Source organism: Mycobacterium sp. (genome assembly GCF_965277065.1).
Taxonomy (GTDB): domain Bacteria; phylum Actinomycetota; class Actinomycetes; order Mycobacteriales; family Mycobacteriaceae; genus Mycobacterium.
Window position 1 is genome coordinate 157,518 of the sequence record NZ_CBDIBT010000017.1, and the last position, 12,994, is coordinate 170,511.

Genomic DNA, 12,994 nt, shown 5'->3' on the forward strand with positions numbered 1-12,994 from the left:
ACCGCACGCCGACACACACCCGGCGTGTCGCGGAGTGTGTCGCGCCGAAATGCCCACTCACGAGCGAACGGCCACCGTGTCCGGATCGCTGCGGGCGTGCCGGCCGTGCTGACTCGGGACAAGGGCGTCAGCGGCGCCGTTCGACATTTCGGGCGCTGGTTCCGCGACGGGCGTGGCCGGCGGCGCTGCCCGCCGGAGCGACGTGGGCGGCGGCGGCTTGGACGGCCACCAATTCCACTTGCCGACAAGCACGGCGACTGCCGGCACGGTGATGGTGCGCACCAGGAACGTGTCCAGCAGCAGTCCGGTACCGATGATGAAACCACACTGCACCAAGGTGCTGATGCTGGCGAACAGCATGCCGAACATCGACGCCGCGAAGATGACCCCGGCCGCGGTGATCACACCACCGGTCGAGCTCACGGTGTGGATGACGCCGGACCGGATCCCGTGTGGAGACTCTTCGCGCAATCGCGAAATCAGCAGCAGGTTGTAGTCAGCCCCCATGGCGACCAGCACGATGAAGGTCAGCCCGGGAATGCTCCAGGTCAGCGGTTGGCCGAAGATGAACTGGAAGACGATCACACCGATGCCGAGCGCCGATAAGTACGAAAGCACCACGGACGCAATCAAATACAGTGGCGCCACCACCGCGCGCAGGATCGCGACCAGAATCAGGAACACGATCAGAATGGTCATCACGATGATGAGATTGATGTCGTCCCCGTAGTAGGCGCGGGTGTCTCGAAGCATCGCGGTGACACCCGACGCCGAGATCGACGCCTCTTTCATCAGTGGGCGCGGGTGTGGACCCCGGGCCGCGTCGGTGATCCCGCGAATCTGATTCATCGCCTCGGTGCCGAACGGGTTGAGTTTCGTCTGCACCAGATACCGGGCGGTATGTCCGTCGGGCGAGATGAACGCGGTCAGCGCGCTGTTCAGGCCGCCGCCGGTTTGCGAGGTGTCCTTGATCAGTGCCTTGATTTCGTCGATCATCTGCTGGATCGCGTCCGCGTACGTGTGCGGATCCTTCGGCGGGGGTGCGCTGGCCTTCGCGAGCGGACCGTCGTTGCTCAACGTGCGCAAGTCGTTGCGAGCGTTTTCCACGATGCGGCGGAATTCATGGGAGGCCGCCTCGATCGAGGGCTCATCGGGAAACGACGACAGCTGCTCGGCGAACTCGGACATTTTCTTCAGCGCTCCGCCGTCCCGGTCGGCGGTTGCGACCACGTCGAGCACCGTCACTGGTGCGGCGTTGACCGTGTTGGCAATCTCTGCGACGTCGACGGACATGGCAAAGCCCAGTCCGCGAATAGTGCTGACGAACGTCCCCGTGTCGTCGGCAACTTTTTCCTGGGCCGGCGGGGCGGTCGGCAGGGTCACCCCGGGCGGCAGATTGAGGCTGCTCAGATCCGGTGTCAGATCGACATTTCCGGAGCTGGAGACCGAATACAACAGGGAGGCCACGTTGGGGAACCCTTCGGCCCCCTCGAGGTCTTTATTACCCGATTGGCTGCCCTTGTCGTGCCTGGGGAGCAGTCCGCCGTCGGCCGTGGATTTCTTGTCCGATTTCGCTGATGGCACCGGTGCTTGCCGGATCGCGGCGATGTCACTGAGTTGGCCGACCCGCTGTTCCATTTGCTTCAACTCGACAAGCGCCTGGGGAGTCCGCAGGTCCTGATCCGAATGGACCACGAGATACTCCGGAATAGTGGCATTCAACGGAAAGTGTTGCGCCAGAGTGTCATATCCAACAGAGCTCTCGACGTCTTTCGGAAGGGTCTTGCTGTCGTCGTAGTTGAAATGGGTGAACATCGAGCAGCCCGCCAAGACCAGCAGCACGGTGAGGCTGGCGGCCAAGTGGATCACCGGCTTGCGGACGATACGTGTTCCGGTCACCCGCCAGAAGCGGCTGGCGAGGTCGCGGCGAGGCTTGATCCAGCCGCGCCTACCGGTCAGGACCATCAGGGCCGGAAGGAAGGTCACGGCCGCAATCAGTGCTACCGCAATGGAAATGGCCAACGCCGGACCGACGTTTCGGAACGCGCCGAGCTTGGTGAAGATCATCCCCAGGAAGGTGACAGCCACCGTCGCCGCAGACCCGGCGATGACCTTGCCGATTGACGTCAGCGCCTTCTCGACGGCTTCGTCGGAGTCCAGTCCCTGCCGGAGATAGTCGTGATATCGGCTGATCAAGAAGACCGCGTAGTCGATTCCCGCCCCGAACATCATCGTGGTCATCAGCGTGATGGTCTGGGTGGAGACCCCCAGGCCGAGTTGGGCGACGCCGGATACAAGCGCCTGCGCCACACCGACCGATAGGCCGATGGTGAACAGCGGCAACATCATGGTGAGCAGATTGCGGTAGATCACGAACAGGATGATCAGGACCATCGCCACGACGGCCGCCTCGATCACATGCATGTCGCGGATACCGATGTACATCAGGTCGTCACCGGTGGCCGCGGGGCCGGTCAGGTTCGCCGTCAACGTCGAACCGGCGACGGATTTTTTGACGATGTCAGCGACGCGGCCGAATCCCTCGTGCAGTTCGGGGGTGCCGACCCCGCCCGACAGCACCATCGGCAGATACCAGGCTTTGTGGTCCTTGCTGGTCATCGCCTCACGCAGCGCCGGCGTGTGGACGAAGTCCTGGAGCAGGACGATGTCGCGAGTGTCGGGGCGCAAATTGTCGGCAACCGTGCGGTAGGCGGTCAGGTCAGACGGGTTCAGCCCATTATCGTCGGTCAGCACGACCAGCAGGACATTCTCGTTTTCGGACCCGGACTGGTGATACGCCTCGGAGATCAGTTTCGTCGTCTGCAGCACCGGAGCGTCGTTCGGCAGGATCGGAACCGGCCGTTTGGCGGCCATCTCGGTCAGCGGGGGGAACGTCACCGACAGGACGGCGGCCAGCGCAATCCAGAATCCGATGACGGCCCACGGCCAGCGCCGCACGAGCACGCCGATCCAGCCGAAGGTCCCCCGACCGTCGGCCACCTTGTCTCCATGGCCCCCCAGCAACATCTGGCCAGGCTACCGGCACCATGACTGCCACGTGGGTGTTCGGTCGTCGGCGGGTCGGCCGCGCGGGCTATCCGTACAGCTCGACGAACTGCGCGAGAGATTTCTCGACGTCGCCCTTCACGGCCCGGGCGGCGGTCGCGCCCACCGGGCCGAACAGCGCCCGGCCGCCGAGTTCGAGCCGCACTCCCAGGTTCGATCCCTTTTTGGTGGGCGCAACGCTGAGCGTGACGGTGTATTTCGCCCCGCCCTTGCCGGATCCCGACAGGGCGATCTGATTCGGCGGATCCCAGGTGGTCACCGTCCAGGTGACGCGGTTACGGAAGCCCTTGGCGCGGGCGACGCCGACGATTTGAGTGCCTTCGCTGAGTTCGTCGGGAAGCTCGCTGCGCCACCCCTCGTGCATCGTCAACCATTCGCCGAGCTGGGACAGGTCGGATACGTGGTCCCACATGTCCTGCGGGCTCATCGGCACATCGGCCGTGACGTCGACTTTGGCCATCAGCGGCTGGGGCCGCCGCGGAAGCGGTTGCCGAGCCGCAGGCCGGGCAGCAGCAGGCTGCGCGGTACGTAGCGGCCCCCCATGCTGACGGCTTTGGGCACGATCCCGGGCACGACGCTGCGTTTGCCGGCCAGCATGCCGCCGATCGCCTCCTCGGCGACGTCGTGCGGCGACACTTGGGCGATCGGGATGCTGAACCGCTCGGCGTTGGCGATCTCGCCCCATTCGGTCGGCACCGGGCCCGGACAAAGCACCGTCACCGACACCCCCGTCCCGTGCAACTCCTCATGGACCGCTTCGGAGAAGGTCTGCACGAAGGCCTTGGTCGCCGAATACACCGCCATAAAAGGCATCGGCTGGAAACCGGCGATTGATGCGATGTTGAGCACCGCCCCGGCTCCCCGATCGGCCATTCCGGGCAGGGCGGCATGGGTCAGCTCCATCAGCGTCAGCGAATTCAGCACCACCTCTTCGCTTTCGCGCTCAACCGGCAGCGTCTGAAATACACCGCTGGTGCCGAAGCCCGCGCTGTTGCACAGACCGGCGATCGGCTCGTCGCGCAGCCGCCGGGCCAGTTTTTCGCGGGATCCAGCATCGGACAGATCGAGCGCCTGCACCTCGACGCCGACCGAATACTGGGTGCTCAGTTCGTCGGCAAGCTCGTCCATGCGTTCCTTGCGACGGGCTACGAGCAGCAATGGGTAGCCGCGGCGGGCCAGTCCTTTGGCAAGTTCGGTGCCGATGCCGGACGAGGCACCGGTGATGACGACGGTTGCCTGGTTGTTCGGTTTAGGAAGACTCATGATCGCCTCACCAGTGAATTCCGCGGGTGGCCCGCACGAATGTTTCGCTTCGGTTGTTGAAATCTGTTGTGCTGCTGTCAGATTGGTCGCCTTTTGCTGCGGTCGAATCACCGAACATGCTGAAGGCCCGGTTCCGCACCCGGTCCATCACGGCAGGGTTGACCGCATCGACGACGGCGGCGAACTGGCCGAGCGGCGAGCTGGCCCGCCGGGGGCGCTGCACGATCGCATCGGTGATCACGCCGGCGGCCTGGTCCGGTGTCAGCGCCGGGAACTTGTCATACATCTTGGTGGGGCTGATCATCGGCGTCCGGACCAGCGCCATGTGCACCGTGGTGAATTTGATGTCGTCGTCGACCACCTCGGCCTGCAGCGCGTCGCAGAGGCTGTCCAGCGCGGACTTGCTGGCTATGTAAGCGCCGAACCGCGGCGCCCGGGTCTGCACCCCGACCGAGGACACGTTGATGATCTGTCCGAATCCGCGTTCCCGCATGCCCGGAATGAATTTGAGGATCAACTGCACCGCGCCCAGGTAATTCAGCTGCATAGTGCGCTGATAGTCGTGGATACGGTCATAGGACAGCGCCAGTGAACGCCGGATTGACCGCCCGGCATTGTTGATCAGTATGTCGACGCCGCCGAGGTCGGCCAGCACTTTGTCGGCCATCGCGGCGATGGCGTCCATGTCTGTCAGATCGCACGCGTAGACATGAGCCGTGCCGCCGCTGCTGCGGATGTCGCCGGCGACCTTGTCCAGGTTCTCCTGGGTGCGCGCGACGAGAACCACCTCGCCGCCGGCCTCAGCGATCTTCTTGGCGGCCGCTTCACCGATGCCCGACGAACCGCCGGTGATCAGCGTGATCGTGCCGTCGACGGCGTCGTGCAGCGTGCGGCCCTGCACCGCGTCAAGCAGATTGCGCAGGTAGAAGGGCCGGTATCGGCCGGCGGAGTTCGGCGTGTTGACGAGGCTGGACACGGCGGCGAACGGTTTCTCGACGAGACCGGTCAGATCTCCCAGATTCATAGCTGTTCTCACGCTTCCGCTCGGTGACGTCCCTGGATTTTCACCGAGTCTGCTACACCAGTGCGAGGTAAAGGTGATTCTCCGGCAATCCGGTTGTTACGCCAGGTAATCGCGTGGTGATGGCACCCTAACGGTCGGGCAATGCCGACGTGGTCCGCTATGTCGCATGGGAATGCTCACCCGATTTCGCCGACCCGGGGCGGTCTCGCTATACGACAAGATCGGCGGTCACGACGCCCTCGAAGTCGTCGTCGAGGATTTCTATTGCCGGGTGCTCGACGATGACCTGCTGGCCGGTTTCTACGCCGGCTCGAATATGAAGTGCGTGAAGGCCCGTCAGGTCGAATTCCTCAGCTCCGTGCTCGGCGGCCCGAGTCCCTACACCGGCTCGTCGATGCGGCAGGTCCACGAGGGACGCGGCATCACCATGCATCACTTCGCCATGGTTGCCGCGCACCTGGCCGACTCGCTGTGCGCGGCCGGACTGCACACTGACACCATTACCGACATCCTCCATGCGATCGCGCCACTGGCCGGGGAGATCGCCTCGAAGGACATCAAGGCGGTCGTCTGAGCACCGCCCCCAAGCTTCGCCGAGCGTGCGTGTTCCGCCAGTAAACGGCCTGGTTTATCACGCGGCCGCACGCTCGGCGATCCCCTCGGCGGAATCTGTAAATCTGCCGAATTCTCCTACGGGGCATAGATTGGAGTTCATCGGTTTGTCTGGCGATGAATTCAGCAGAACGGAATCCCGGCCATGTTTTCCGCAGTCATCCGCCGCCTTCCCCACTCGCTGACTGCCGCTGCCCTCATTGCCACGGCGGTGTTCTCGACACCTGCAGCGGCAGTGGCGGACCCGGGTCAGGATCAGAAGTTCTTCGATCTCCTCAATCAACAAGACATTCCTCCCGTCGACAACGACAACAGCCTGATCGACGTGGCTAGAAAGACGTGTTCGCGACTTGATGAGGGCATGTCGGTGGGCGACCTGGTGGAGCTCATCCGAAACAACGGATTCAACGAAAACCCGCTCACCCGTTTGCAAAACCAGGGCCGCATCACTAGAACCATCGACCGATTCATCAACGCTGCAGTGCAGGCCTATTGCCCGAACAACAGGGGCAAGATAGCCTCCATCGCCGCTTACCACAGGCGGCCGGACGGCTCTCGAATCGTCGTGCTGGCGTCGTTCGTCGAACCCCTACCCGCCGGAGACATCCTGCCGACGAAGCCGCTACCGGTTCCCGCGCAGCAGCCCCAGCCGGTACCGCAAGAGATCCAGCCCCAACCTCAACAACCGCCACCGCCGACGCGTCGGGTGCAGCCCGCGCCGCCACAGGCACCGGCACCGGTGCAACAACCCGACCCACCACCCGCAGAGGCGCCAGCCCCGGAGCCCGGACCGCCCGCCGAAGCTCCCGCACCGGGGAGCGGGCCAACGGGTGGGGGCGGTCCAACCGTCGGGGGCGGTTCGCCCGGCGGCGGTTCGCCCGGCGGCGACGCTCCGGCACGCCCGACGCCGGACCAACCCGCACCTCCGGGACACATCAGGCTCGCGCCTTGAGTCACTGACTTCCGTTGGCCGACAATGCAGTGATGGGCCCGACATTCGACGAGCTGGTTACCGAAGCCGCCGCGGCGCCGATCGACGGCTGGGATTTTTCCTGGCTCGACGGTCGCGCCACCGAGGAGCGCCCGTCGTGGGGCTACCAACGACTGATGAGTCAGCGGCTGGCGACGGCGTCGGCGGGTCTGGACATCGACACCGGTGGCGGCGAGGTGCTGGCCGGGGCGGCGGCCTTCCCGCCGACGATGGTCGCCACCGAATCATGGCCGCCGAACGCAGCCCTTGCCACCGCGCTGCTACACCCGCTCGGGGTCGTCGTGGTGGCTACGCGCGACGAGCCGCGCATGCCGTTCGCCGACGAGGCGTTCGACCTGGTGACCAGCCGGCACGTGACCGTGGTGCGGTGGGCGGAGATCTTTCGGGTGTTGCGCCCGGGAGGCAGCTACCTGGCTCAGCAGATCGGGCCCGCAACGATGAGGGAATTGTTCGAATTCTTTCTGGGACCTCAGCCGACCAAATGGGCTGAACTGCAACCGGATACGCAAGCGGCGCAGGCGCGGGACGCCGGGCTGCAGGTCGTGCAGATGCGGATGGAACGTCTGCGGGCGGAGTTCTTCGACATCGGCGCGGTGATCTATTTCCTGCGCAAGGTGATCTGGACGGTGCCGGATTTCACGGTCGAACGTTATCGCGAGCGGCTGCTCGCGATGCACGAGCAGATCGAGGCCGACGGCCCGTTCGTCGCGCACTCGACGCGATTGCTCGTCGAAGCCCGCAAGCCGTAGCGATCACCGCCCGCGGGTGCGCGGCTAACCCTCGGCCCGCAGCACGTCGAGCGCGTGCTGCAGGTCCGCGGGATAAGGGCTGACGATCTCCATCTGCCGGCCATCGCCAGGATGGGTGAACGACAGCGACCGCGCATGCAGCCATTGACGTTCCAGCCCAAGCTTTTCCGCCAGCTTTGGGTTGGCACCATAGGTCAGGTCCCCGCAGCAGGGGTGATGCAGCGCAGCGAAGTGCACCCGAATCTGGTGTGTGCGGCCGGTTTCCAAGTGCACGTCGAGCAGGCTGGCGGCAACGAAAGCCTCGACGGTGTCGTAATGAGTCAGGCTGTGCCGGCCGTCTGAGGTGACGGCGAACTTCCAGTCGTGGCCGCGGTGGCGGCCGATCGGTGCGTCGATGGTGCCGCTGGACGGGTCCGGATGTCCTTGCACCAGAGCGTGATAACGCTTGTCGACGGTGCGCTCTTTGAAGGCGCGCTTGAGCAGGGTGTAGGCCCGTTCGGAGATCGCTACCACCATCACCCCGGAGGTGCCGACGTCGAGTCGCTGAACAATCCCCTGCCGCTCGTGCACGCCGGAGGTGGTGATCCGGTAACCGGCCGCGGCCAGCCCGCCGAGCACTGTCGGCCCAGTCCATCCCACCGAGGCGTGCGCTGCGACGCCGGCCGGTTTGTCGACGGCGACGATGTCGTCGTCGGAGTAGAGGATCGTCATGCCCTCGATGTCGACCGGCGTGTTCTCTACGGGCCCCGGCGGTTCGGGCAGCCGCACCTGCAGCCACGCCCCCGCGGTCAGCCGATCCGATTTGCCCGCCGGCGTACCGTCCAGCTCAACGCCACCGTCCTGGGCCATCGCGGCGGCCGCGGTGCGCGACACCCCTAGCAGCCGCGCGACCCCGGCGTCGACACGCATGCCCGCGAGGCCTTCCGGCACCGGCATCGATCGGTCGGTCATCGCGGCTCGTCGACACCCTCGGCAGGCTCGTCGGCCCTGTTGCCAGCTGCGTCGTCAACCTCGTTGGCCTCGTCGTCGTGCTTAACCCAGCGCCGCTCCTCTGCATCGCTTCGCTCTGCATCGTCGTCGTCGCGGCGGCGGCCGACGGTGTCGAAGTCGAACCCGAGTGCCGACAGCGTGACCAACAGAATCGCTCCGCCGACTACCGACGGGTCGGCGACGTTGAACACCGGCCACCAGCCGATCGACAAGAAGTCCACGACATGGCCGCGCAGCGGTCCCGGCGCGCGGAAAAACCGGTCGACCAGGTTTCCCGTCGCGCCGCCCAGGATCATTCCCAGGCCGATGGCCCACCACGTCGACACGAGCCGGCGGCCCATCCAGAAGATGCCGACCGCGACGGCGCTGGCGATCAGCGTCAGCATCCAGGTGTAACCGGTGGCCATGGAGAATGCGGCGCCGGAATTACGCACCAGCGTCCACGTCACCGTGTCGCCGATGATCGGGACCGGCTGGCCCGGCGTCAGCAGCTTGACTGCCAGCACTTTCGTGACGATGTCCAGCGCCAGCACGACGGCCGCGACCGACAACAGCAAAGACTGCCGCCGCCGAGGAGTGTGGGGTGACACCCCGATGCCCGCGGCTGTGTCGGCCTCGGTCACCGGATCCGCCGATCCTGTCGGTTGGTCAGTCACTCCCACATCATCCACTAGGGCCTGCGGCGACGACGACCCGCCGCGCAGGGCTGCGCCGCCGGCTATCGCCGGGCACGCTATGCGGGATGATCGCACGATGAGTCGCGTGACCGTCATCGCCACCGGCGGGACCATTGCCACCACCGCTGACGCCGACGGCGTTCGGCGACCGACGCAAGGGGGCGCGCAGTTGACCGCGGGCTTGGACGTCGACGTCGTCGAGGTGATGTGCAAAGACAGTTCTGAGCTGGCCCCGCGCGACTGGGATGTCATCGCCGCGGCGGTGCGGGCGGCGGCTCATGGCGGCGCCCGGGGCATCGTCGTGACGCACGGCACCGACACGCTCGAGGAGACCGCGCTGTGGCTCGATATCACCTACCCCGGCGGTGTTCCGGTGGTGCTGACCGGCGCGATGCGCAGCGCGGACGCATCCGATGCCGACGGACCGGCAAACCTCCGGGACGCCATCGCTGTGGCAACCCACCCCGCCGCTCGTGATCTGGGCGTGCTGGTGTGTTTCGCCGGCCGGGTGTTGCGGCCGTGGGGTCTTCGCAAAGTCGCGGCGCAGGGCGGTTTCGCGGGCGATCTGGTGGGCACGGTCGACGGCGGTGTGAGGCTCGAGCGGACCGGGCAACGTGCATTCCTGGCCGAGCTGAGTGCGGCGACCGCCCCACGGGTTGACATCGTCGCGGTCTACCCGGGCAGTGATGCCGTCGCGATGGACGCCTGCGTGGCGGCCGGGGCGCGCGGCATCGTGCTCGAATCGTTGGGAGCGGGCAACGCTGGGGCCGCGGTGGTCGACGGCGTGCGGCGACACTGTGCCAACGACGTAGTGGTAGCGGTATCCACCCGAGTCCCGGGAGGACGGGTCACCCCCGATTACGGCCCCGGTCGCGATCTCGCTGACGCGGGCGCGGTGATGGTTCCGTGGTTGGCGCCCAGCCAGACCCGGGTTCTGACGATCGCCGCGTTGGCAGCGGGGCTACCCCTGCGCGACGTCGTCGACCGACTGTTCTGACGCGGCGTCGGCGAGAACCGTCATATAGCCGGGCCAGTCCAGGCTGTCGAGCGGGTTCGCGGGGGCGATGTCGTCGCTGCCGGAGGCGAAGGTCCGCGCCGGGCCCGGCCCCGTGCCGCGGGTCTCGAAACGCACGGTGACCACGCCGTGGCCCGCGCCCTGGACCCAGCCGTGGCCCCACTCGCGGTGCGTGACGTCGTCTCCGATCCGCCATGTCTGCGACGTCGACGGCACGACAGGGTCACGTTCGGCCGGCGCGCTCTCGGCACTGGGTTCGGCGTCCGACGCCTCCAGCTCCAAATCCGGAAACAGGGAATCTTGCCGAACACTGCTGAGGCCCGAAAAGCCAACGCCCACAAGCCGAATCGGTCCGATCTGGAGTGGGTCGAGCAGCAGCTTCCGGGCCATCGCCGCGAGCGCCGCGGCGTCGGTGGTCGCATAGGGCAGGGTGGCCGAGCGGGTCAGCGTGCTCATGTCCGATTTCTTCAGCTTGACCGTGACCGTTCGGGCGCCGCGGCCGTCACGGCACAGCCGTTCGTGGGCATGCTCGGCGATCGGCACGATCGCGTCGCGCAGTTGCTCGAGGGTGGTCAGATCGACCGCGAAGGTGGACTCGGCGCTGATCTGTTTGGCGACTGCGCGTTCGGCCACCGGGCGGTCGTCGATCCCGCGGGCCAACCGGTGTAATGCGGGCCCGATCGTCGCACCCAGGATGTTGGCCACCTCGGTGTCACTCAAGGCGGCCAGTTGCCCGATCGTGTCGATGCCCAGCCGATGCAGCTTCTCCTCGGCGACCGGGCCGATCCCCCACAGCTTGCGCACCGCGAGACCGTCCAGCATTCGCGCCTCGTCGGCCCGCCGGATCACCGCGATGCCATTGGGTTTGGCGATTCCTGAGGCGATCTTGGCGATCTGCTTGCCCGAGCCGGCACCGACCGAGGCGATCAGCCCGGTCTCCTCGCGCACTCGTTGCCGCAACAGCGCGCAGAACTCTTCGACCTCGATCTCGGTAGCGCCAGCCAGTTCCGCAGGCTCACCGAACGCCTCGTCGAAGGAGAGCTGCTCGACGACCGGCATCACGGTGCGGACGGTGCGGAAGACCCGGCGGCTGGCGACGCTGTACACCGCCCCGCGCGGCGGTAGCACGACCGCCGTCACACCGATCAGCCTGCGCGCCTGGTGCATCGGCATCGCCGACCGCGCCCCGAACACCCGTGACTCGTAGCTGGCCCCGGCCACCACGCCACGTCCGCCCAAACCGCCGACCAGCACCGGCCGGCCTCGCAGGGTGGGCCGGGTGAGCTGCTCGACGGACGCGAAGAACGCGTCCATGTCGAGGTGCAGCACCCAGCGAGAATCCACAATCACCGATGCTATTGCGCGGTCAAGCCTGGACCGCCGTCGAAAGTGCAACCAGCGGGGCGTCTACTCGAGAAATGCCCCGGCAGCCGCACTTTCGCGGCGTCATACCTGCCAGCCGCGTTCGCGTAACGCGTCACGGACCCGGGATATCAGCACATCGGGACGATAGCGCAGCAAGTCAGCGCTCACTCGGACGAGGATCCACCCCAAACGCTGTAATTCCGCGGTGCGGTCGATGTCATTCGTGCGGATACGCGCGTCCGTCCAGTGCTGCGCACCGTCGTACTCGATGCCGACCTTGACCTCCGGCCAACCCATGTCAATACGGGCCAACACCTTGCCCCAGTCGTTGAGAACCTCGATCTGCGTGTGCGGCCGCGGCAGGCCGGCAGCAATCACGAGCAGCCTGGTCCGCGTCTCCGGCGGAGATTCGGCACCGGCGTCCACGAGCGGCAGGACCCGTCGCAACTGCTCGAGACCTCGAGCGCCCCGGTGGACGTCGATCAGCGCTTCGACGTCGGCGACCGTGACACCGGTGGCGCGGGCCAAGGCGTCGATGTGAACCACCGCGGTCTGCAGTCCCGCGCGCCGGCCCAAGTCGAAGGCAGTGCGCGTCGGTGACGTCACTGGAATCCCGTTGACGGTCACCGTCTCACCGGCGAGCAGCGTCTCGTTGCGCGTAATGATCAACGGCGGTGGACGTTTGCGACTCGTAATGAGCTCGGCGGGTGCCCGCGCCTCTACCCACTTCGCACCGAGCAGCGCGGCCGCCGAATTTCCCGCGACCACGGCTTCCTTTCCCGACCACAGCCACGCGGCGACGGCCCGGCTCTCCGCGCTGAGCTCCACTCCACGGCGCAGGTAGACGTTGCGGTAGACCCGCGTGCAGGAGCGCCGCAGCTCATGATCGGTCAACGTCCCCGCACGCAACGCATCCGTTCCGACGAACGGTGAATCCACGGCCTGTCCTCATCGCCGAGAGTGCAGCCAGCGCGGCCTCTACTCGAGAAATACCTCTACAGAAGCACTTTCGCAGTCAGATGGTAGGGACAAACGCTTGGACGCTGGCACCGCCGTCCACAGCCCTGGTACAGCCGAGTTCGTGGTGTAGATGTCGGACACATGTCGATCGAACAGCTGCCGCACCAGATGCGTCAGGTAGCAGAGTCATTCGGAATAGACGCCGACCGGTACGACCGGGCGCGGAGCAGCTGAACACCGTCCTGGAAACGTTGGCGCAGCGATTGATTTGATCGGTGGCGA

Annotated in this window: 12 protein-coding genes; 4 read left to right on the forward strand and 8 right to left on the reverse strand. The window is 66.2% G+C overall.

The window, feature by feature from the left end:
- Positions 1-57: 57 nt before the first annotated feature.
- From ACQY5A_RS09165 to ACQY5A_RS09180, 4 genes are all read right to left on the reverse strand, one after another.
- Entirely contained in the window at positions 58-3,027 is a 2,970-nt protein-coding gene (locus ACQY5A_RS09165) for an RND family transporter (RefSeq protein WP_428340067.1), read from the reverse strand.
- A gap of 67 nt (positions 3,028-3,094) precedes the next feature.
- Complete coding sequence (locus ACQY5A_RS09170; RefSeq protein ID WP_428340068.1) at positions 3,095-3,526, reverse strand: type II toxin-antitoxin system Rv0910 family toxin; 432 nt, start codon at positions 3,524-3,526, stop codon at positions 3,095-3,097.
- Positions 3,526-4,329: an SDR family NAD(P)-dependent oxidoreductase gene (locus ACQY5A_RS09175; RefSeq protein WP_428340069.1), complete on the reverse strand. Its 804-nt coding sequence runs from the start codon at positions 4,327-4,329 to the stop codon at positions 3,526-3,528. The genes ACQY5A_RS09170 and ACQY5A_RS09175 overlap by 1 nt, the downstream gene beginning before the upstream one ends.
- A 7-nt stretch (positions 4,330-4,336) precedes the next feature.
- Positions 4,337-5,353: an SDR family NAD(P)-dependent oxidoreductase gene (locus ACQY5A_RS09180; protein ID WP_428340070.1), complete on the reverse strand. Its 1,017-nt coding sequence runs from the start codon at positions 5,351-5,353 to the stop codon at positions 4,337-4,339.
- A 166-nt stretch (positions 5,354-5,519) separates the two neighbouring features.
- On the opposite strand from ACQY5A_RS09180, the gene ACQY5A_RS09185 reads away from it, so the two are divergent.
- The 3 genes from ACQY5A_RS09185 to ACQY5A_RS09195 all read left to right on the forward strand — a co-directional run bounded on the left by ACQY5A_RS09185 (position 5,520) and on the right by ACQY5A_RS09195 (position 7,705).
- A complete protein-coding gene (locus ACQY5A_RS09185) occupies positions 5,520-5,927 on the forward strand; it encodes a group I truncated hemoglobin (RefSeq protein WP_428340071.1) in 408 nt (135 codons plus the stop codon).
- A gap of 183 nt (positions 5,928-6,110) precedes the next feature.
- Positions 6,111-6,917: a DUF732 domain-containing protein gene (locus tag ACQY5A_RS09190; RefSeq protein WP_428340072.1), complete on the forward strand. Its 807-nt coding sequence runs from the start codon at positions 6,111-6,113 to the stop codon at positions 6,915-6,917.
- Positions 6,918-6,949: 32 nt separating this feature from the next.
- Positions 6,950-7,705: a class I SAM-dependent methyltransferase gene (locus tag ACQY5A_RS09195; RefSeq protein ID WP_428340073.1), complete on the forward strand. Its 756-nt coding sequence runs from the start codon at positions 6,950-6,952 to the stop codon at positions 7,703-7,705.
- 24 nt (positions 7,706-7,729) lie between these two features.
- On the opposite strand, the gene ACQY5A_RS09200 is transcribed toward ACQY5A_RS09195, so the two are convergent.
- Together ACQY5A_RS09200 and lspA are read right to left on the reverse strand one after the other, a co-directional pair.
- Positions 7,730-8,656, reverse strand: coding sequence for an RluA family pseudouridine synthase (locus tag ACQY5A_RS09200; protein ID WP_428340074.1), 927 nt, complete (start codon positions 8,654-8,656; stop codon positions 7,730-7,732).
- On the reverse strand, positions 8,653-9,351 hold the full coding sequence (gene lspA, locus ACQY5A_RS09205; protein WP_428340075.1) for a signal peptidase II: 699 nt from the start codon (positions 9,349-9,351) through the stop codon (positions 8,653-8,655). The genes ACQY5A_RS09200 and lspA overlap by 4 nt, the downstream gene beginning before the upstream one ends.
- A gap of 97 nt (positions 9,352-9,448) precedes the next feature.
- Here lspA and ACQY5A_RS09210 point away from each other — a divergent pair, with 97 nt between their 5' ends.
- Positions 9,449-10,369 (forward strand): asparaginase, encoded by a 921-nt coding sequence (locus tag ACQY5A_RS09210; RefSeq protein WP_428340076.1) that lies wholly within the window; start codon positions 9,449-9,451, stop codon positions 10,367-10,369.
- On the opposite strand, the gene ACQY5A_RS09215 is transcribed toward ACQY5A_RS09210, so the two are convergent.
- Both ACQY5A_RS09215 and ACQY5A_RS09220 read right to left on the reverse strand, forming a co-directional pair.
- On the reverse strand, positions 10,334-11,716 hold the full coding sequence (locus tag ACQY5A_RS09215; protein WP_428340453.1) for a DNA polymerase IV: 1,383 nt from the start codon (positions 11,714-11,716) through the stop codon (positions 10,334-10,336). The genes ACQY5A_RS09210 and ACQY5A_RS09215 overlap by 36 nt on opposite strands.
- A 117-nt stretch (positions 11,717-11,833) precedes the next feature.
- Positions 11,834-12,691 (reverse strand): DUF559 domain-containing protein, encoded by an 858-nt coding sequence (locus ACQY5A_RS09220; RefSeq protein WP_428340077.1) that lies wholly within the window; start codon positions 12,689-12,691, stop codon positions 11,834-11,836.
- Positions 12,692-12,994: the final 303 nt, after the last annotated feature.